Raw genomic sequence first — 19,267 nt, forward strand, 5'->3', positions numbered from 1 at the left:
GATGAAGCTATCGATCATCGTTGCCGTATCCGAGAACGGCGTTATCGGACGAGACAATCGCCTGCCCTGGCGGATCGCGGCGGACCTCAAGCGCTTCAAAGCCCTGACCCTGGGTCACCACCTGGTGATGGGCCGCAAGACCTTCGAGTCGATCGGCCGGGTTTTGCCCGGAAGAACCACGATCGTCTTGAGTCGCGACACTCCCCAGCTGCCTGAGGGCGTCGGGCTTGCCGCCAGCTTGGCCGAAGCCGTCGAGATCGCCAGAGCTGCCGGCGAGACCGAAGCCTTCGTCGCGGGCGGCGCAGCGGTGTACTCCGACGCACTCTCTCTGGTCGACACCCTCTACCTGACGAAGGTCGCCACGGTTGTCGAGGGCGACACCTACTTCCCGGAATGGCACCGGGAGGAATGGCAGCTCTTCTCCGTTGAGACCTGTCCACAGAAAGACGGCGAGCCGGCGGCCGCCTTCGAGACCTGGAAACACGTCGAGCGAAGACCGAGCTAGCCGGAGCCGCTCGCCAGATGCTCCAGAACCGCTTCGGCGCTCGAGACCCCAACATCGCGTCCCGGCTCGACCCCTAAGTAATCGATGACTCCGTCGCGCACGAGCGCGGCGTACCGGCGATTCCGGATCCCGAGTCCGACGGCGCCGAGATCCAACTCGAGGCCCATCCTCGTCGCCAGCTCGGCGTTGCCGTCAGCGAGAAAGGTGATGTGCTCCGCGGCGCCGCGAGCCCGCCCCCAGGCGTCCATCACGAAGGCGTCGTTCACCGCGACGCAGACAATCTCGTCGACCCCGGCCTCGCGCAGGGCATCCGCCGCAACGACGAAGCCAGGCAGATGCACATCGGAACAGGCCGGGGTGAAGGCTCCGGGCACGCCGAACAAGGCGACGCTCTTACCCCGGAAGAGCTCCGCGGTTGAGACTGTCTCCACGCCATCCGGGGTTTTTCGACGCAGGGGCACGTCCGGAATGCTGTCGCCATTTGAAAGCGTCATGGATCCTCCGTTGTCTTAGCGAGAAGTGTATCCAAAAGGAACCTTCCCGGGACCGGTCCCAAGTCGGCTCGAGAATCGATCCGAGCAGGTAGACTCGGGCCCGTGAGAGAACTAGAGCGGCTGATCGAGGCCTGGGACGGCCTCGCCGTCGTGGCCAACTTCGACAAACCTACCGGGTCGTGGATCTTCATCTGTATTCACGACAACACCCTGGGACCCTCGACCGGTGGTACCAGGATCGCGACCTATGCCAGCCCGGCTGACGGTCTCCACGACGCCATGCGACTGAGCGAGGGAATGACCCAGAAGTGGGCGGCGGTGGATCTGGGATTCGGCGGCGCCAAGGCGGTGCTTGCGGTGCCGCACCCGATGGCCGGAGAAGAGCGCAGGGGGCTGCTCGAGCGCTACGCGAAACAGATCAACCTTCTCGGCGGCGCCTTCCTGACCGGTGAAGACATGGGGATCTCTCCCGAAGACATGGAGTTCATGGCCCGGTTCACCGATCACCTCCACGGCTACGACGACAGGGGCCGGAAGGTGGATCCGAGCCCGTACACGGCTCGCGGAGTGCTGACCGGCATCAAAGCCGCTCTCGAGCGCAGATTCGGCGAGGCATCGGTTCGCGGCCGGAAGGTCGTCGTCCAAGGCGCCGGTAATGTCGGGTCGCACCTGATACGCATGCTGGCCGACGAAGGTGCGCGGGTCCTGATTGAAGACGTCGACGAAGAAAGAGCCCGTAGCCTGGCGAAAGAGCATGGCGGCGAGCTCATCAACGGCGGCGACTCTTACTCGACAGCCTGCGACGTCTTTGCCCCCTGTGCCGTCGGGGCGATCTTGAATCGCGAGACCATTCCAAAGCTGGAATGCCCGATCGTGGCCGGCTCGGCAAACAACCAGCTGGAAGAGCGCGAAGATGTCGAGCGGCTGAGAGAGCGCGGCATCATGTACGCGCCGGACTACATCGTCAACGCCGGTGGCGCGATCTCGTTCGCCTATCTGGGACGCGGCATCTCGGAGCCGGCCGAGCTCATCGAGAAGGTCGACTCGATAGGAACGACGCTTGCGGAGATTCTGAAAGAGGCCGAAGAGCGAGGTGAGTCCACGCTCGCGGCCGCCGAGCGCCGGGTGGCGCGCACGCTCGAGCGCGCCCGCGGCTGACGCTGACGGCTGGCGTCAACGGCGACCGCGGCCGTGGCGGCCGGTGCCGACCAGCCCGCGATGACCCTGGAGCCCTTCCGGCCGGAAACGGCTCCGGTTACGGAGCGCCCGGCCGGTCCATCAGGTCCGCCAGACTCCGGCCCGAGATCGACTCCGGAGGATCGACCCCTACCCATGAGGCGAGAGTCGGTCCGATGTCGACCGTGCGCACCGGGTCGATTTGGACGACCGGTGCGACTCCCCGCCGCCAGAAGATCAGCGGCACATGGGTATCGTAGCGGTGGGGAGTGCCGTGGGAAGAGGCCTGAAATCGAGACGGTAGGAAGAACTCATCCCATTCGATGGCGAAGTCGGCGCTGCGCTCCGGGAAGTAGCTGTGCGCGAACTTCCGCTGCATGTCGCCAGGCCCTTCGCGGGAAACTTCCCCCGCGAGCCAGACCCGGGCCACGGAAGGACACTGCTCGAGCAGCACCTTGGTCCTTTGCAGAAGCTCATCCCGGGACACCCGCGCGTCGGCGGGCAGCGGCGCAAGAAAGGGCCCCGGCAAGAGCCACCGGGCCTCGCCAAATTCCTGGTCGAGCGTCGACTCGACTCCTTGAAAACACCCGACCTCATCGGCTCCCGCGCGCGCACCCGGCAGTCCCTGGGCCGCTCGCAGCTCGGGTACGGGAACCGAGCCGTGGTCGCTGGTCAAAACTACGACCACGTCGCCTAGACCCACGGCTTGCTCGAGAAACTCGAAGAATTCTTCCAGCCGGCGATCCAACCGGACCAGAACGTCGAAAAACTCACGACTGTCGGGTCCATACTCATGTCCCACCGTGTCCGAGGTCGAAAAACCGATCGCCAGCAGATCGGGATAGACGTCTTTCCCCAGCCCCTCCTCCGAGACGGCGCGGCGAGCCAAGCGGAGCAGGAAATCGTCCATCCAGGGCGACGACCGAGCGTCCCAGAAGAAGTTCTCGTCGGCCGCGAGCGACAGTCCTCCGATGACGTGCGGAAAATCCTCCTCGAGCGGGCCCAAGTCGTAGGAGACGACCTCCATCTCATCGAGGTGCTCGGGTTCGAACGCCAGCGCCTCCCAGACCTGGCCGAACTTGCTCTCGAGGAAACTCTCACTGTTGAACTCCTCCAGCCACGGCGCCTTGGATCTCGGATAGTAACTCGACGAGACGAAGGCGCCTTCCTCTCCGTACCAGTAGGCGCCATCGGCCCGATGCCCCCCCATCAGAACTGCCGACCGGTCCTTCCTGCTCATGGCAAAGACCCGGCTCTCCGGATAACGGTCCTTGAGCCAGTCACCGATCGCGCTGCATTCCAACCGCGTCGGCCCCTTTTCATCGTCTTCGCCACTTAGCTCATGGCGTTCGTCATCGACCGAATACACGCGCTCGCCGGTCGCGCGATCGATCCAGTAGTTGGAGATGATGCCGTGCTCGGACGGGTAACAGCCGGTCGCGATCGAGGCGTGTCCCGGCGCGGTGTGGGTAATGGCGTGCTCGTGGTGGGCTTCGGCGAACGACGCGCCTTCGTCGAGCAGCCGGCGGAGACCACCCTCGAATACGCTGTCGAACCTGGTCAGGTGCTCTCCTCCGAGCTGGTCGACAACGATGAGCACGACCAACTTGGGGGTCCCCGCAGGTGGCGCCGCTGACGGCTCGCGCGAGCAGCCCGAGGCCAGGCACGAGCCAAGGACGATACAAGTGACCCAGTTCAACCTCATTCCGGCTTCTCGGAGCCGGCGAGTATACAGTCGGTCCAGTCCCGAGCGTCGAGGCGCCGCCTCCGCTCCTCGAGATCGAGCTCGGCGAGGCATCGCGCGCCCGAGTAGAAAGGCGCCAGGTTTCCATCAACCGCCCCAAGCAGTGCCGTCAAGGCACCCAGCCATTCGCGGTAGAGACCCAAGCCGGCCAGATCCGCGTTGTTGAGCTCTCGGCCGATCCAACCCGAGAAGGGAGAGTCGTTCTCGCCAGCCAGTGTGAGGAGCTCGCCTTCGAGCTCCTGGAACAGCTCGGCCTTTCGCGCCCTCTGGTTCGGGTCATCACCCGCATACAGCTCTTCGAGTCGGGCCCGAGTTGTCGCTATCGAATCGTAGGCCCGATCCCCTCTCGCGAGATAGCTCCGGTAGTCCTCTGCCCGATCCCCGGCATTCCCATCTTCCGTCCTCGCCAGCCAGCGGAGCACACCGGCGCGCTCGACCGCGGTCGCGAATGACTCGTTGAAGGCGCTGTCGTCCTTGACGTATACGACTGCGTGAGCGAGCTCATGGAAGAGCAGCGCCGCGACATCCCGATCCCCTGAGAAAAGAAACGTGCTGAGCAGCGGATCGCCCATCCAGCCCAGACTCGAGAAGGCTCGCACGCCGCCAACCGAAACGTCCATCCTTTCCCCTCGCAACTTTTCCGCAAACCGTTCGGCCTTTGCGCGAGAAAAGAAACCGCGATAGGCAACGCACCCGGCTATGGGAAAGCACCAGGTTCGGGGCTCCAGGCCGAACTCCGGCGCCGCAACCACGGTCCAGACCACGTACGGCCGCTCCAGATCGAGATACTTCTCGTACCTGCCGTCGACCGGCAGGTCGAGCTCGGCGGCGGCAAAGGCGCGCAGGTCGCGAGCAAAAACCAACCGCTCCTTGAGCTCGGCCGGGGTGTCCGATTGCGCAACCAGTTTGTCGATGTTGCGGCCGCGGGTCATGAGACCCAGCGCGCCGCCGCCGAGGTGCGCGTAGTACCCGAGCCGCGCACAGCCCCCGGTGGCCAGGGCGACTACGATCAGACCGAGGATCTTTGCCGGTACCTTCAAGTCGAATACGCTACCCGATAATGGTGCAGTTCCCCCGCTTGCCGGCGGCCGAGATCCTCGGCGGCGACCCGACGATCTGGGAGAGCTCGGCTTCGACCATCGGCTCCTCCAGGGGAGGCCGCCCGATTCGAGGCTTGCACGCCGGGTCGGGCGGTTTTCAGATCAGCTTGATTGGCGGCTGCCACGCCGACGAGCCGGTCGGACCCGCCATGCTCGACCGCCTCGCGAGCCACCTCGTCACGCTTCCCAGAAACCACGAGTTGCTTCGCGACTGCACCTGGCGAATCGTGCCGCACGTCAACCCTGACGGCGAGGCGCGTAATCGAGTCTGGACCAGCAAGCGGGTCGACACCCACGATTGTCTCGGCAGCCCGGATCACGGCTACGACTTGCCCACCTACCTCGAGCATGTTGCGCGCGAGCTGCCCGGCGACGACATCGAGTTCGGTTTTCCCAGGCCAGGTGAGACGCCAACCGCCGGGCTTCGAACCGAGAACGTCGCGGTAGCGGAGTTCCTTGCCGAAGGCGCTCCTATACGAGTACACGGCTCATTTCACGGCATGGGTCTGGCGCCCGGCCCGTGGTTTCTGCTCGAGGCCTCGTGGACCGACCGTACTTCGGCCCTACGAGCAAGGCTCGCGGCACGGGTCGCCGAAATGGGGTACCGGCTCTTCGACGCCGAGCGCCATGGCGAGAAGGGGTTCCATCGGATCGCTCCAGGCTTTGCCACGCGCCCCGACTCGACGGCGATGCGGGAGTTTTTCAAAGCGCGAGGCGAGCGCGACGAGGCGGCCAAGTTCCGGCCGAGCTCCATGGAGTTCGCCCGCGCCCACGGCCCCGACCCGCTGACCTTCGTCAGCGAGATGCCGCTCTTTCTGACGCCATCGCTCGGCGGCGACCTGGTCGAGCATCACCAGCTTCAGGAGCTCCGGAATCGGCTGCAGGAAGCGACGGCGCGCGGAGCCGAGAGCCTGACCCAGGTACAGGCCGAGCTCGAGATCTCACCCATGCCCATCCGCGATCAGATGGTCTTACAGCTCGCGTTCTTGGACGAAGCGTTGGCGGCGGTGCTGGCCTCGGAGCCGGTTCACCTGAACCGCGCCCAGCCAGAGCACACCCCAAAGGAGGGCGGGCACTAGCGCGCCGGACTCACGGGTCTCTCGTCGCCCACCGCTTCTTCGCCAACCGGTCGAGGCAACGAGTAGTAGTAGCCCTGAGCGCATTCGAAGCCCGCGCTCGCACAGGCTTCCGCCTCACCTCGCGATTCGATCCCTTCGGCTATCGGCACGATCCCGATCGAGCGGGAAGTGGCAACCAGGCCGGCGACGAATTGAAGACGCTCCTCCGGAGCCCGGTGCAGATCCCGAATCAGGCTCATGTCGAACTTGAGATAGTCCGGCGGCACCTCGGCAATCTGGCGCAAACGCGACTGCCCGGTACCGAAGTCGTCGTAGGCCAGCTGAACGCCCAGATCCCTCAAGCCATCTCGAATCTCGGCGATTCGCTCGCTCCCCGTGACCGCGGCTTCATGAATCTCGATGGCCAGACGAAGACCGGGCTCCTCATCGCGCAGCTCTTCGACCGAGCGCAGGAACCGTTTCGGCTCCTGCAGCTCGGCCGGGTGGGTATTCATAAAACAGATGGGACTTCCGGGCAGGCTCCGCGCCGCTCTTGCGCCGACCTTGCGGCAGAGCTGACTCAGCTCGCGCTCCCGTCCCAGTCGTTCTGCAATGTAGAAGAGCTCGAGCGGCAGTGTTTCCAGGTCCCCGAGCAGTCCTCGCGACAGCAATTCGTATCCCAGCACGTCCTGGGTCCCGGCGATGTTGTACATCGCCTGGAAGTAGGGCTGGACCGCTTCTCTGTTCATCAGCCGAGTGAACTCGCTGGTGTGCTCTCGCAGTTGGGCCGCGAGCACCTGAGTGTCCAGCTCCCGGGTTTGTCCTTCGTCTGTATCCAGCGGCGGCCGATAGGCACCGAGCCTGAACACCAGATCGGCGAAGTGAATCGTATCGCCGTCGTTCAACTGGACCGCTTCTTCGATCCGAGTCGAATTGACGTAGGTGCCGTTGGTGCTGGTCAGGTCGCGGACCCAAAGCGCTCCGTCCTGTTCGAACAGCTCAGCGTGCTCGTGGGACACGCTGGTCGAATACAGGTAGAGGTCCGCGCCCGAGTGACGCCCGATCTTCAACGGAAGAGATCGAATGATGGTTCGCCACTGCTTCTGGTTCTTGTCGACGAAGCCGACCAGGTACCAGTACGCATCCGACGACAGGCCCCGGTTTGCGGGATGAGGTTCGGCTCGGTCTTCCATTCTTCGCCTGGTGCTTCTCCGGCGACCCCTTCTTGGCCGCAACTTAGGCTGAAGCATGGCATAGGCACCGCGCCAGCGAAGCGAAACAGATCACAAATCGAGAGCCGGCTTTCGACGGCTTGACAGCCGATGGAAAGATGAGTATCCTTCCATCCGGATGAACGGATTAAACCTTGAGCCCCAACGCTCATTCGAGCCCGGAGTCCTGGACCGCATGGCGGTCCTGGGAGACTCCGTGCGCTGTCGGATCCTGCTCTCCTGTGAGCAGCAGGAGCTGACGGTTTCCGAGCTCTGCACGACTCTCCAGCTACCTCAGTCCACGGTCAGTCGGCACCTCAAGACCTTGCTCGACGACGGCTGGTTGGAAGCACGCAAGGACGGCACCAGTCGGCTCTACACGGCGCGCGAGCCCAACTCGGCCACCGCGGTCGAGCTTTGGGATCTCGTACGCCGAGAGCTCGTGGCGAGTCCCCGGGCACGAGAAGACCAGCGCCGGCTTCTGGAGATTCTGGCGGAGCGCCCGGGACGATCCCAGGCGTTCTTCTCGTCAACGGCCGGCCAGTGGGCCGAAATGCGCCAGGACCTGTTCGGCAACCGCTTCGACCTGGAAGCCATGTTGGCCCTTCTGAGCGACCAGTGGACGGTCGCCGACCTGGGCTGCGGCGCCGGCGACCTCGCTGCCGCGCTCGCCCCTCACGTCCGACGCGTGATAGCCGTGGACGACTCCCCAGAGATGTTGACCGCCGCAACCGAACGGCTGGCGCGATTCGAGAACGTCGACGTTCGACTCGGAAGGCTCGAAGAGATCCCGGTCGGGGACGCCGAGCTGGACGCCGCCACCGTGATGCTTGTGCTTCACCACGTCGCCTCACCGGAGGCGGTGCTGGCCGAGGCCGCGCGCTGCCTACGCCCCGGCGGCCAGCTCCTACTGGTCGACATGCTGCCGCACGAGCGTGAGAAGTTCAGAAACGAGATGGGCCACGTATGGCTCGGTTTCGACCCGCAGCGAATCGAGCAGTGGCTCACGAACGCGCAGCTCGAGCGCACCCGCGTCACTACCCTCACACCCCAACCCGATGCCCAGGGGCCGTCGCTGTTCGCGGCGAGCGCCGTGAAACCCAAGTAAAACGACCAGTTCCAAGACCAACGACCGGTTCCAAAACGCCGTAACAGGAGAAACCCAACCATGACCGTGATGACCGAATCCAACCCGACAAGCGCGGAGGCTGCCACCCGCGTGCCGTTCAAGGTGGCCGACCTGAATCTCGCCGAAAGCGGCCGCAAGGAGATTCGACTCGCCGAGCACGAAATGCCGGGCCTCATGGCCCTACGCTCGAAGTACGGGCAGACCAAGCCGCTGGCCGGGGCCAAGATCATGGGCTCGCTGCACATGACGGTCCAGACCGCCGTCCTGATCGAAACCCTGACCGAGCTCGGCGCCGATGTGCGCTGGGTGTCGTGCAACATCTTCTCCACCCAGGATCACGCCGCCGCCGCGGTCGTGGTGGGCCGGCCCGAGACTGGCGGCACACCGGCAGCCCCCAAGGGCATCCCGGTCTTCGCCTGGAAGGGCGAGACCCTGGAAGAGTACTGGTGGTGCACCAAGGAAGCGCTCCTCTGGCCCGACGGCTCGGGCCCGGACCTGATCGTCGATGACGGCGGCGACGCCACCCTGTTCGTCCACAGAACCCGCGAGTTCGAGCAAGCCGGCACAATTCCGGAGTTCGACGCCGACAACGACCCCGAGGAGTGGGGCGTCATTCTCGGTGCGATCCGGACCGAGCTTGCAGCCCACCCGGGCGCTTGGACAAAGCTGGCCGAAGGCATCAAGGGCGTGTCCGAAGAGACCACGACCGGCGTCCACCGCCTCTATCAGATGGAAAAAGAGGGCAGCCTCCTGTTTCCGGCGATCAACGTCAACGACTCGGTGACCAAGTCGAAGTTCGACAACATCTACGGCTGCCGGCACTCGGTCGTCGACGGCCTCAACCGGGCGACCGACGTGATGATCGCCGCCAAGACCGCGGTCGTCTGCGGTTTCGGCGAAGTCGGCAAGGGCTGCGCCCAGGCCCTGCGTGGGCAGGGCGCCCGGGTGGTAGTGACCGAGATCGACCCCATCTGCGCGCTGCAAGCGGCGATGGAGGGTTATGAGGTCACAACGCTCGAAGACGTCGTCGAGACGGCGGACATCTTCGTCACCACGACCGGTAACTTCGACATCATCACCGCCGAGCACATGGCGCGGATGAAGGACAAGGCCATCGTGTCCAACATCGGCCATTTCGACAACGAGATCGACATTGCCGGCCTGAAGAAGATGAATGGCGTTCGCTCGGAGAACGTCAAACCGCAGTACGACGAGTGGATCTTCCCGGACGGTCACTCGGTGCTGATCCTCGCCGAGGGCCGGTTGATGAACCTCGGTTGCGCTACCGGCCACCCTTCTTTCGTGATGTCGGCCTCGTTCACCAACCAGGTTCTGGCTCAGATCGATCTGTGGGCCAACCGCGAGACCTACGACAAGACCGTCATGATGCTGCCGAAGATGCTCGACGAAGAGGTCGCACGGCTGCACCTCGACCAGCTGGGAGTCAAGCTCACCCGGCTGACGGACGAGCAGGCCAAATACATCGGGGTGGATGTGGACGGCCCGTACAAGCCGGACCACTATCGCTACTAGGGCGATACTAGGTTTCAGCAGCTTCAATGAGAGGCCGGCGTCTTCGCCGGCCTCTCCACCTTTCGGAACCGCCCTCGCGCAGACGGCGAGCGGACGAGCCTTGACGCTCGAAGGCGCTGATCGATCGTCCGGAAGCGCCGGCCAAAACGGACAACAGCCGGTCCCGGACTCGCCCCCGCTCAGCCTTGTGGCTTGTGCGATCCGGCGGGCTCATTGCGGGCTAGTCTCGGGCGATTCGCGCGTCTCCTCGCTACCTCCCTCGACAAGGCTCCGCAACGCTAAGAGCCCCGCTGCGGTGCGGGCAAATCGCTGATCCTCGACTCACCCGCACTCGCGACGCCGGATCCTCGCACCGCCCCAAACGGCTTTGCGTTGGCGAGGCCGAGACCGGCTTCCTCTTCTTCGACAGTCACTCGGGAGGCTCGGGAGACAGCCGATTCGGCAGAGCAGCAGCCAGGGGGCTCGCCGCAAGCGCTCGGCAATTCGGCATGAAGGCCACCATCGGCATGCGCGTAGCGGCGCGCAGCCGAGGGCCTGACCGCCGCAGGTCTCCTTGCCCGAGGCGTCCCCTGGCCGCTGCTTTGGCAATCGGCGCCGCCGCGCCTGGAATCGAATGATGGAGGACTCGGCTTGAACGGACCGTCGGAGCACATCGGAGGCGGTTGAAGAGTGGAGGTCAGGGGAGAGATGGAGGCAGCTCTTCGGGCAGCACCTCGAGCTTCTTGATCTTCCACTTGCCGTCCTCCTCGACCCACTCAATCTGGACCGGATAGCTGGCGGTGCCGGCGAAGTCGCCGAGGTCGTTTACGAAACGAACATAGGCGTAGTGCGTGGCAGTTTGGCCACCCGGATCGACGAAGAGCTCCTTACGCAAGACGTCGACCGCGAGGCTCTGCGACCGCGCGCGGTAGGCGATGACGCCGCGGATCAAGTCCTGGCGGCTGGCGGTCGCGTAGCTCTCGGGTTCCGCGCTCAGCTCGAACTCGGTGGCGAAGAGATCGGCAATCGCCCTGGCCTTGCCCGCGCCCTGAAACTGAGATTCCACCAGGGTCTTGCCGGCCAGTTTCTGCAGCCTGGCGAGGCGGCGCTCGATCCGCCGCGCGTCGTCGGTCCACAGATCCAGAATCAGCCAGGCCGCGACCAGGACCGCGCCCGCGAGGACCAGCCGGCGAGCCATCGGGCTCAGGTCCCCACCCACGAACGCAGCAGGCCGCCCAGCAAACGCCGGTAGGTGGTCGGGCGATGCATCAGATCTTGATAGGTCCGACTGCCGCAGAACACATCGGCAAGCGACTCACAGAGCCTGACGCCCACACGGCGAAAAACGAAACTTCGCAGACGAGGGTAATCGTAGAGCAGGGGCGCGAGGCGCCGGGCCCATCTGAGCTCCGGCAGGATGAAACGCTCGAGAAGCGCCTGATATCTCTCTTCGGTCAGGTGCGGTTCCTCCCGAGTCTCGATCAGAGCCCGGGCTGCAAGCTGGCCGCTCAGGATGGCGTGCGAGATCCCTTCACAGGTCAGCGGGTCACCGAGCCCGGCCGCGTCTCCCACCAAAAGTACACGGTCGCGGGCCAAACGGCGGTCCCTGGGCCGAGTCGGAATCGCGAAGCCGTGGTCCTCGCGCTCGAAAGCATGATCGAGATTCAACTTCCGCAAGTAGCGCTCAAAGTGATGGTTCAGGCCAAGCGAGCTCGACCTGGTTTCGTAACTCGCTCGCCGGGTGGCAAGGCATCCCACAGACAGGTGGCTCCGCTTGGGAAACACCCAGCCATAGCCGTGCGGTATCCAACCGAAATCGAACCTCGCGGCGCCGGCGAAGCGGTCTAAGATCTCTCGAGGTACGCGAATCTCGGATTCGATCGCCGGTACCGAGCGCGGCGGCTTCCCCCACCCTGCCATTCGCGCTACCCGGCTGCCGGCGCCATCCGCGCCCACGACCGAGGACACACCGATCGCGCCCCGGTCGGTTCCAATTTCGATGCGCGTGCCTTCGCTCCGAAGGCCTCGAAACGCCCACGGTGCGAGCAGCCTCGCCCCGGCCTCGAGCGCCGCTTCGACCAAACTGGAATCGAACGTCGCTCTCATTGCCATCACCACTGGGGCCGGCGAGCGCTCCACCGCAAAGCCCAGTCCTCCTATGTTGAGCTCGACCCGATTCAAGCTTCGCTCGACGCTCGAGCCGACATCGACGTCCAGGAACCGGAGCGCGCGGCCGACGATTCCGCCGCCGCAGGTCTTGTAACGTGGCGGCGCGGCCTTGTCCAAGAGGGCGACCCTGACTCCGGCCCGGGCGAGATCGAGCGCACAGGTAGCTCCCGCAGGTCCTGCGCCGACTACCGCGACATCGAAATCCACGGGCTCGGCCTCAGCAGGCGGCAGCGTGCCCACCCGAGAGCTCCGCCTGACGATAGATATACCGATTGCCGCAGAAAGAGCACACGGCCTCGCAGCGTCCGTCCTTCTCGGCCAGGTCTTCCAACGCCTCGCGATCCAGGGCTCGGAGGTAACCGAGAAGCCGAGAGCGGTCACAAGGGCAGCTGTATTCGAGGTCGTGGTGACCGAGATGCTCGAGATCGAAGCCCTGGAAGGTGGCGGCCAGCAGCCGCGAGACGCCTCCCGTCTTCAAGTGGCCACTCACGCCCTCGAGAGAGCAGATGTTTCGTTCGAGGCTCGAAAGCGCGTCCTCTTCCGTGCCGGGCAGAGCTTCCACGATCAAACCACCCGCCGCTCCGATGCCGGTTGCAGTCGGAAGGACGCCGAGGAGGACCGCTGAACGAATCTGCTCGCTCTGCTCGAGATAGTGGGTGAGATCATCACCCAACTCGCCCGACACAAGGCTCACTTGGCTGGTGTAGCGCCGCGCCCGGACTCCGGTCGTCTCCCGGGTGACGAACAGGGAACCCTCGCCGAGCGCACCCGCGATTCGGAAGCCGCCATCCCGCCCTTCGACACGGGGGTTGCCGACCGTGCCGCGGACCTTGCCCGTGTGCTCGGCTTCCGCGCGCACCGAGCCCAACGGGCCGTCACCATGAACCTCGAGAATAAGCCGCGCGGGGACCTTGAACGAGAACCGTTGCAGCAGAACGGCGCCGACCAATGCCCGTCCCAGGGCAACCGATGCCAGCGGCGAGAGGTCCAGGCAGCGACGCGCTTCTTCGAGAGGCAGCGTCAGGTCGGCGGCGACCCAGCGGAACGTCCCTTCACCTGCCAATCCGATTTCGAGGCGTGAGGGCTGCACGGCTGCGATTCAGGCTACCATGCCGACATGTTGAGCCTTTTCGGGTCGGCTCGGCTCTGGGCGACGCCAGTCTCGAATGGCATCGAGCTGAGCCTTCACGGGCGCCGCCGCCGAGCTCGCCAGCAAGGCTCCGGGAGCTGCCGCGATCAGCCGCCGACCACGAGCTTCGCGCATGGCGTCTCCGAGAGTTCGAGACCCTCGATCCACCGAGTCAGGTCCGCGGCCAGAGGCGCTTCGAGGCTCAGGCTCGACGCGAGGCAATCCAGGCGAAACTCGAGCCGCCAGGCGTGCAGCGCCTGCCGGCACAGCGACAGCCGCAGACGGTCGCGATCGGTGAGCTCCCGGGCGAGGGAGCGCAGGAACAGATCCTCACCACCGCCGTAGAGCTTGTCTCCGACGATCGGATGGCCGGCCGAGGCCAGATGTACTCGCAGCTGATGCCTGCGGCCGGTCTTGGGCTCGAGCTCCAGCAATGAGACATCGCCGAGGTTGCGCACCAGCCGCCAGAGACTCCGAGCCGGTCGCCCGTCTTCCCTTACCGCCACCTTCATTTCAACTCTCGAAGACTCGTCGGGACCGAGCGGACCCTCGAAGATACCGCCGTCCTCGACCGGGCGACCTTCGACCAGCGCCAAGTAGCGCTTGCGAACCGTTCTGTCTTCAAACCTCTAGCTGAGCTCGGCCCGAACCTCGCGGCTCTTGGCGAACAGGACCAATCCGCTCGTCTCTCGATCCAAGCGATGGCACGGCGTCGGAAAGTACCCTGCCGAGCCGTACTGCTCCCTGTGCCGTGAGTGGACCCACTCGATCAGCGAGTTCGCTCGGTGTCTGCGGCTCGGATAGACATTGCGATGTGGCGGCTTGTTCACCGCGAGCAAATGTTCGTCTTCGTGCACGACCTCCGCCGGGTCCGCACGTACGCCTCCATCCTCGACCTCGGCCTGTGGCGCCGGCAGACGAACGACCACCTCCTGGCCGACCCGGAGTCTCAAACCCGAGCGCAGGCGGCCCACCGGAGCTCGCTGCGGATCCTTGAACGGCAGAATCTCGACGCTCGCACTATCGATCGCCTGCTTGACCCGTTGGCGGGAACGCCAGCTGAGCCTCGTACTCAGGAACGAGTCGAGCCGGCGCCCGTGATCCGGAGAGCCCACCTCGAACCGCCACTCCTGCACCCGCCGACTCATGTCGCGCTGGCCCCGAGGAGCCTTGCGCTGTCGCGATCGCATAGGGCAACTCTAGCAGGCGCATCGGGGACACGATTCGTTCGTGTCCCGTCCCCACTCCGGCCCGCCGGGCGCGAGGAGACGCGCAAATCGCCCGAGCCGACCCCTCCACGAGCCCGCCGGATCGCACAAGCCGAAAGGCTTGAGCGTCGGCACGGCCGAGACCGGCGCTAGGCCGACGCGACCCCTGGTCAGGTGCACTGCCGAATCGGGGACGAGGCGCCGCAGCTCCCGGCGAGACCTGGACCCTAACCGTCGGCTTCCACGGTAAACGAAACCGCGAGCTTCTCCCAGCGCAGCACGACGTCGCTGCCTTCGATCGAGAACGTCAGAGCTTCGACATGCTCAGCGGAGACCGGGCTCACGTCCACGCGCAAGGCATCTTCGGTGTCGTCGTAGCTGAAAGCTCCCCACTGGTCCGGCGTGTTGTTGAAGACCAGCGTCCAAGACTCCATCCGAGGAATCGTGAAGAAAGCGTAGCGGCCGGCCGGTAGCGGCTCGCCCTCGACCTTGACATCGTGATCGAAACTGATGGTTGTTGCTTCATCGGCTCCGGTCCGCCACACGCGGTCATAGGGAACGAGACCGCCCCAGATCTTCCGGTCCTTGACGTTGGGGCGCCCATACTCGAGGGTCATCTCGACCCCACCGATCGGACCCCGGAGCTCTCCGTTCTTGCTTTTTCGGTTGGTGTCATCTCCGCGCTCCGCGTGGCTCACGCCGGCAAGAAGCAAAGCGATCATCAATAGCATTAGAGTCTGGCGGCGACGTTTCATCAACGGGTTCCTCCTGATCGGTTCTTCACTCTGTGTCGGCGGCTTCGAGCAGCTTCGGCGTCACCAGCCAGGCGAGGGTCGCCCCCCCGAAATCGATCCGGGACCAGTCGGTGCCCGGAAGGTCGAGGCGGGCCAGGGCGGCAGTCACCATTTTGACACGTCCGCTGCCGATGAACAGTCCGACCGTGTCGGACCAGGCAGGCTCGTGACCGACCAGCATCAGCCGCTCCACCCCGCTGACCTCCGCTCGGGCCTCAGCCAGCAGTGCCGCCGGCGACGCCAGATAGAGCTTCTCGGTCGATCGGATCGGACAGCTCCACGAACCGGCTTCCGCGGCGAGCGCCGCGGTCTTTTGAGCCCTGACCGCCGTCGAGGTCACCACCGAATGCGGCTCCTGGCCGAGGCCGCTCAAGAAGGCGCCCACCCGGCGGGCGGCGCGGCGGCCGCGCGGCGCGAGGGGGCGATTGTGATCGGCCCCGTAGGGCGCATCCCAATCGGATTTCCCGTGGCGTAGAAGGTAAACACGCAACATCGCTCAATCCTCTCATTCCATGGAACTTGTCTCAAGCCGCCCTGCCGGTTACGATTCCGGGCCCATGACGACTCTCGAATCGATCAGCCGCCCTCTCGATCTGGACTCCAGCGAGTTCTACTTCAATCGCGAATTGAGCTGGCTCGATTTTAATTCGCGAGTCCTGGACGAAGCGCTCAGCCAGGACAAGCCGCTTCTGGAAAGGGTCAAGTTCTTGTCCATCTTCTCCTCGAACTTGGACGAGTTCTTCATGGTGCGGGTCTCCGGGCTTCGACGTCAGCTGGAATCGGGAACCCTCTCGGCGCCGCCCGATGGCATGACGCCTTCGGAGCAGCTCGCGGGCATTCGCGAGCGGCTGGTGCCGGAACTCAAGCGCCGCACCCGGGCATGGGAGGAGGATCTCCGGCCCGCGCTCGCGGCCGTCGGAATCTACGTCCACGACTACGACCACCTGAAGAAGAAGCAGCGCAAGCTCATGAGAGACGAGTTCAAGAAGGAGATCTTTCCCATCCTGACGCCGCTGGCGGTCGATCTGAGCCACCCGTTTCCGCATATCTCGAATCGCAGCATCAACCTGGCGGTTGTCATCCGCGATCCGAAACTCGGCGAGCGTTTCGCTCGCGTCAAGGTACCCCACGTACTCACCCGGTTTCGTCGGATCCCGAGCGAGGAGGGCGTCGACGATCCGAGAAGGCTCGGTCTCGAGAGCGACCGCGAAGCTCACTTCGTCTGGCTGGAACAGATCGTGTCGGCGAATCTCGACCGCCTGTTCCCGGGCCTCGAAGTGGTCGCCGCTCATCCTTTCCGGATCACCCGCGACGCCGACCAGGAGATCGAAGAGGACGAAGCCAGTGATCTGATGACCGCGATGCAGGAGGTGGTCGACCAGCGTCACTTCGGATCCGTCATTCGCCTGGAAGTCGACAGCAAGATGCCAGAGAGCATCCGGGCAATCCTGATCAAGAACCTCGGCCTCGCGCCTTATCAGGTCTTCGACGTCGAGGGGCCGATGGGGCTCTCCGACCTTCTCGAGTTGGGGACTCTCGACAGGCCCGAGCTCAAAGACCCACCGTTCCTGCCCGTCTTCCCCGCCGATATGACGGGTGATGCCGACCTATTTCGGGTGATCCGCTCTCGCGACGTCCTCGTCTATCACCCCTACGACAGCTTCCGGCCGGTGGTCGATTTCGTCTCCCAGGCGGCGTCCGATCCCGACGTCGTGGCGATCAAGCAGACCCTCTATCGGGTCGGCCTCAACTCGCCCATCGTCGACGCCCTGATGGAGGCTCGCGAGAACGGCAAGCAGGTCTCGGCCATCGTCGAGCTGCGGGCGCGCTTCGACGAAGAAAAGAACATCAATTGGGCCCAAGCTCTCGAGCAGGCCGGTGTGCACGTGGTCTATGGCGTTCAGGACCTGAAGGTCCACGCCAAGATGTGTCTGGTCGTTCGCAGAGAGCGCGACGGCATCCGACGCTACGTCCATGTCGGAACCGGGAACTACAACGCCGTAACCACGCGCGTGTACACGGATATTGGCCTCTTCACCGACGACCCTCAGCTCGTGGCCGACGTTTCGGATCTCTTCAACGCTCTGACGGGCTACTCGCTCAAGTCCGACTACCGCAAGCTGCTGGTCTCCCCCCACAGCATGCGCCGACAGCTAATAGAGAAGGTCGAAAGAGAGATCGAGCGCCACAAGAGCCGGGGCGATGGGCACCTGGTATTCAAGATGAACTCGCTGGTCGACAAGGAGCTCATTCAGACTCTCTACAGGGCTTCCCACGAGGGTGTGCGCATCGATCTCCAGGTGCGCGGCATCTGTTGCCTGCGCCCGGGCGTTTCCGGGTTGAGTGACAACATTGACGTCACTTCAATCGTCGGGCGCTTCCTCGAGCACTCACGAATCTACTATTTCCACAACGGCGGCGCGGAAGAGCTCTACCTCGGCAGCGCAGATCTGATGCCGAGGAATCTGGATGGCAGAGTCGAGATCCTGGTGCCGGTCGAAGACCCCAGGCTGCGCGATCTGATTCGGGACGACATTCTCTTCGCGCACCTGGCCGATACCGCGCAGGCGAGCAGGCTCCTGTCGGATGGCACCTACGCGCGCATCGCGTCGGCAGCCGGTGGCGAGGTCATGAACTCCCAGATCCTGCGCCTGGAGCAACCGGGTCCGTGGTTGGCTGAAGAGTAGCGCCGCTAGTCTGCGACGTCTCGCTACGAAATCCGTGAGAGGGACAGGCTAGTAGAGCTTGTCCAGCCACTTGCGGTCCCAGTCACCGAGAACCGCACCGCGGCCATCTTCATGGAAGAAGGCGCGCATGAGCGCGTCGGACTTCGCCTCGGTGTCGCAGGGACCCGACTCGGGATCATCGCAGGCGTGCCCCAGGCCGAGGGTGTGGCCCAACTCGTGGGCGAACACCTGCGCAGCCGCGCTCACGTCTCCAGCAAGCAGGCACTCAGTTCCTTCATTCGTGATGATGTCGGCCTCCAACGCGACGTGCGCCTTGCCCTTGCCCTTGCTTCTCGGGATCTTCTGGAGCATCGCCGGGTTGGTGAAGAACCAGGCACCGCCGACCGCGATAACGCCCCCGGTCGCGCAATTGTAGACGCCTTCCACCTCGGTGTTGGGATCGCCGAAGATGATCGAGTTAGCGCCATCCGCCGCCGTGAACCCGTTCTTGTTCGATGTTCGTCCCTTCTGCTGCAAGCGAACGGTCGTGTCCGGATCGCCGTTCCACGCCTTTACCGCCCTGCGAAAGGCCTTCCTGGCCTTGGACACGCCCCGGCCGACCTTCCACGTGACTTTGTCGCCGTCGTCGAACTCGAAGAAGCGGATCGGCCGGTTCTCGAACTCCAAAAGACTCGGTGCATAGATCGAGCTGGGTCCAGCGCCCGCGCTGGTCAGGTAATCCGGCTCGCGCAGGATCCCCCTCGATCTGTCGCCCAGCCAGTCCTCGAAGCGGTCCCAGTGCCTTTCCCGCCGGGGAGCTGCCAAGGGCTCGTCTCCGAGCTGCCGGGTGCCGTCAAATTGGCGCACCGCCACTCGCTGGCCGCTTGGCCCGGCCTCGAAGAACGCCCCCAACATCAAGTGCAAGATGCCGTAGGTGCCGTCCCCGCGCGGTCTGAGAAACAGGATGGCGCGTTCGCCCTCCGTCAGAACCGGCGCGCCGTGGATCTCGAGACCGAGGCCGTCCGGGCCCACGCCTCCGAGGACTCGAACCACCAGTGTGGTGCCGCTCACCTGGCCTTTGAGCAGACGCTCCACCAGGACAATGTAATCCGTATGCGGAGCTCCGAAACCCGGAGCCGGCGAGGCGGTCAGAACCTCGACTCGCGCGACGACACCCGCCTGTTGGTGAAGGTCACCATCGTAGATCATCGTGTAATTCGTGGCCTGGGCGCTGGCTCCGAGCAGCACGAGAAGCAGGGCCACTCCAGCTGTCTTCTTCGCGATTCGCAGCATCATCGGTCTCCGTCGTTGGCTCCCGAGCTTATCCCGTCGCGTGCATTTCCCATGCCTAGAACTGCACAACGCTCGTCGA

General features: G+C 64.6%; 18 protein-coding genes. 6 read left to right on the forward strand and 12 right to left on the reverse strand.

What is annotated here, in order from left to right:
* The first annotated feature begins 1 nt into the window (after position 1).
* Positions 2-505 (forward strand): dihydrofolate reductase, encoded by a 504-nt coding sequence (locus GY769_16280; protein MCP4203476.1) that lies wholly within the window; start codon positions 2-4, stop codon positions 503-505.
* Here the strand turns inward: GY769_16280 and GY769_16285 are convergent.
* Positions 502-999 carry a peroxiredoxin gene (locus GY769_16285; protein MCP4203477.1) on the reverse strand — a complete coding sequence of 166 codons (498 nt, stop codon included), beginning with the start codon at positions 997-999 and terminating at the stop codon, positions 502-504. The genes GY769_16280 and GY769_16285 overlap by 4 nt on opposite strands.
* A gap of 102 nt (positions 1,000-1,101) precedes the next feature.
* Here GY769_16285 and GY769_16290 point away from each other — a divergent pair, with 102 nt between their 5' ends.
* Positions 1,102-2,157, forward strand: coding sequence for an amino acid dehydrogenase (locus tag GY769_16290; GenBank protein MCP4203478.1), 1,056 nt, complete (start codon positions 1,102-1,104; stop codon positions 2,155-2,157).
* A 97-nt stretch (positions 2,158-2,254) separates the two neighbouring features.
* Here the strand turns inward: GY769_16290 and GY769_16295 are convergent, their stop codons facing one another.
* Both GY769_16295 and GY769_16300 read right to left on the reverse strand, forming a co-directional pair.
* A complete protein-coding gene (locus GY769_16295; GenBank protein MCP4203479.1) occupies positions 2,255-3,880 on the reverse strand; it encodes a sulfatase-like hydrolase/transferase in 1,626 nt (541 codons plus the stop codon).
* On the reverse strand, positions 3,877-4,959 hold the full coding sequence (locus GY769_16300; GenBank protein MCP4203480.1) for an aminopeptidase: 1,083 nt from the start codon (positions 4,957-4,959) through the stop codon (positions 3,877-3,879). Before GY769_16300 ends, GY769_16295 begins: the two co-directional genes overlap by 4 nt.
* 20 nt (positions 4,960-4,979) lie before the next feature.
* Between GY769_16300 and GY769_16305 the strand changes: the two genes are divergently transcribed.
* Positions 4,980-6,098, forward strand: a complete 1,119-nt coding sequence (locus GY769_16305; protein MCP4203481.1) for a peptidase — start codon at positions 4,980-4,982, stop codon at positions 6,096-6,098.
* Here the strand turns inward: GY769_16305 and GY769_16310 are convergent.
* Positions 6,095-7,270, reverse strand: coding sequence for an EAL domain-containing protein (locus GY769_16310; GenBank protein MCP4203482.1), 1,176 nt, complete (start codon positions 7,268-7,270; stop codon positions 6,095-6,097). The genes GY769_16305 and GY769_16310 overlap by 4 nt on opposite strands.
* 157 nt (positions 7,271-7,427) lie before the next feature.
* On the opposite strand from GY769_16310, the gene GY769_16315 reads away from it, so the two are divergent.
* Both GY769_16315 and GY769_16320 read left to right on the forward strand, forming a co-directional pair.
* Positions 7,428-8,396, forward strand: coding sequence for a metalloregulator ArsR/SmtB family transcription factor (locus GY769_16315; protein MCP4203483.1), 969 nt, complete (start codon positions 7,428-7,430; stop codon positions 8,394-8,396).
* Between the two features lie 69 nt (positions 8,397-8,465).
* A complete protein-coding gene (locus GY769_16320; GenBank protein MCP4203484.1) occupies positions 8,466-9,950 on the forward strand; it encodes an adenosylhomocysteinase in 1,485 nt (494 codons plus the stop codon).
* 676 nt (positions 9,951-10,626) lie between these two features.
* Here the strand turns inward: GY769_16320 and GY769_16325 are convergent.
* The 7 genes from GY769_16325 to GY769_16355 all read right to left on the reverse strand — a co-directional run bounded on the left by GY769_16325 (position 10,627) and on the right by GY769_16355 (position 15,722).
* A complete protein-coding gene (locus GY769_16325; GenBank protein MCP4203485.1) occupies positions 10,627-11,127 on the reverse strand; it encodes a hypothetical protein in 501 nt (166 codons plus the stop codon).
* A 5-nt stretch (positions 11,128-11,132) separates the two neighbouring features.
* The gene (locus GY769_16330; protein MCP4203486.1) at positions 11,133-12,338 is read right to left on the reverse strand and encodes an NAD(P)/FAD-dependent oxidoreductase; all 1,206 of its coding nucleotides are present in this window, start codon (positions 12,336-12,338) and stop codon (positions 11,133-11,135) included.
* A complete protein-coding gene (locus GY769_16335) occupies positions 12,316-13,188 on the reverse strand; it encodes an Hsp33 family molecular chaperone HslO (protein ID MCP4203487.1) in 873 nt (290 codons plus the stop codon). The genes GY769_16330 and GY769_16335 overlap by 23 nt, the downstream gene beginning before the upstream one ends.
* 146 nt (positions 13,189-13,334) lie before the next feature.
* Positions 13,335-13,823, reverse strand: coding sequence for an RNA pseudouridine synthase (locus GY769_16340; protein MCP4203488.1), 489 nt, complete (start codon positions 13,821-13,823; stop codon positions 13,335-13,337).
* 33 nt (positions 13,824-13,856) lie between these two features.
* Positions 13,857-14,417, reverse strand: a complete 561-nt coding sequence (locus GY769_16345; GenBank protein ID MCP4203489.1) for a hypothetical protein — start codon at positions 14,415-14,417, stop codon at positions 13,857-13,859.
* Positions 14,418-14,662: 245 nt separating this feature from the next.
* Positions 14,663-15,190, reverse strand: a complete 528-nt coding sequence (locus GY769_16350) for a DUF2911 domain-containing protein (protein ID MCP4203490.1) — start codon at positions 15,188-15,190, stop codon at positions 14,663-14,665.
* 25 nt (positions 15,191-15,215) lie between these two features.
* Positions 15,216-15,722: a histidine phosphatase family protein gene (locus GY769_16355; GenBank protein MCP4203491.1), complete on the reverse strand. Its 507-nt coding sequence runs from the start codon at positions 15,720-15,722 to the stop codon at positions 15,216-15,218.
* Between the two features lie 64 nt (positions 15,723-15,786).
* Here GY769_16355 and ppk1 point away from each other — a divergent pair, with 64 nt between their 5' ends.
* Positions 15,787-17,916, forward strand: coding sequence for a polyphosphate kinase 1 (gene ppk1, locus GY769_16360; protein MCP4203492.1), 2,130 nt, complete (start codon positions 15,787-15,789; stop codon positions 17,914-17,916).
* A 48-nt stretch (positions 17,917-17,964) separates the two neighbouring features.
* On the opposite strand, the gene GY769_16365 is transcribed toward ppk1, so the two are convergent.
* Positions 17,965-19,191, reverse strand: a complete 1,227-nt coding sequence (locus GY769_16365; GenBank protein ID MCP4203493.1) for a hypothetical protein — start codon at positions 19,189-19,191, stop codon at positions 17,965-17,967.
* Between the last annotated feature and the right edge of the window lie 76 nt (positions 19,192-19,267).

It is taken from the genome of bacterium, from assembly GCA_024224155.1.
Taxonomy (GTDB): Bacteria; Acidobacteriota; Thermoanaerobaculia; order Multivoradales; family JAHEKO01; genus CALZIK01.

Bases quoted from the DNA above. Each gene is read 5' to 3' on its own strand.
- GY769_16280 (MCP4203476.1), top strand. From the start codon at position 2: ATGAAGCTATCGATCATCGTTGCCGTATCCGAGAACGGCGTTATCGGA.
- GY769_16285 (MCP4203477.1), bottom strand. From the start codon at position 999: ATGACGCTTTCAAATGGCGACAGCATTCCGGACGTGCCCCTGCGTCGA.
- GY769_16295 (MCP4203479.1), bottom strand. From the start codon at position 3,880: ATGAGGTTGAACTGGGTCACTTGTATCGTCCTTGGCTCGTGCCTGGCC.
- GY769_16305 (MCP4203481.1), top strand. From the start codon at position 4,980: ATGGTGCAGTTCCCCCGCTTGCCGGCGGCCGAGATCCTCGGCGGCGAC.
- GY769_16310 (MCP4203482.1), bottom strand. From the start codon at position 7,270: ATGGAAGACCGAGCCGAACCTCATCCCGCAAACCGGGGCCTGTCGTCG.
- GY769_16315 (MCP4203483.1), top strand. From the start codon at position 7,428: ATGAACGGATTAAACCTTGAGCCCCAACGCTCATTCGAGCCCGGAGTC.
- GY769_16320 (MCP4203484.1), top strand. From the start codon at position 8,466: ATGACCGAATCCAACCCGACAAGCGCGGAGGCTGCCACCCGCGTGCCG.
- GY769_16325 (MCP4203485.1), bottom strand. From the start codon at position 11,127: ATGGCTCGCCGGCTGGTCCTCGCGGGCGCGGTCCTGGTCGCGGCCTGG.
- GY769_16345 (MCP4203489.1), bottom strand. From the start codon at position 14,417: ATGCGATCGCGACAGCGCAAGGCTCCTCGGGGCCAGCGCGACATGAGT.
- GY769_16350 (MCP4203490.1), bottom strand. From the start codon at position 15,190: ATGAAACGTCGCCGCCAGACTCTAATGCTATTGATGATCGCTTTGCTT.
- GY769_16355 (MCP4203491.1), bottom strand. From the start codon at position 15,722: ATGTTGCGTGTTTACCTTCTACGCCACGGGAAATCCGATTGGGATGCG.
- ppk1 (MCP4203492.1), top strand. From the start codon at position 15,787: ATGACGACTCTCGAATCGATCAGCCGCCCTCTCGATCTGGACTCCAGC.
- GY769_16365 (MCP4203493.1), bottom strand. From the start codon at position 19,191: ATGATGCTGCGAATCGCGAAGAAGACAGCTGGAGTGGCCCTGCTTCTC.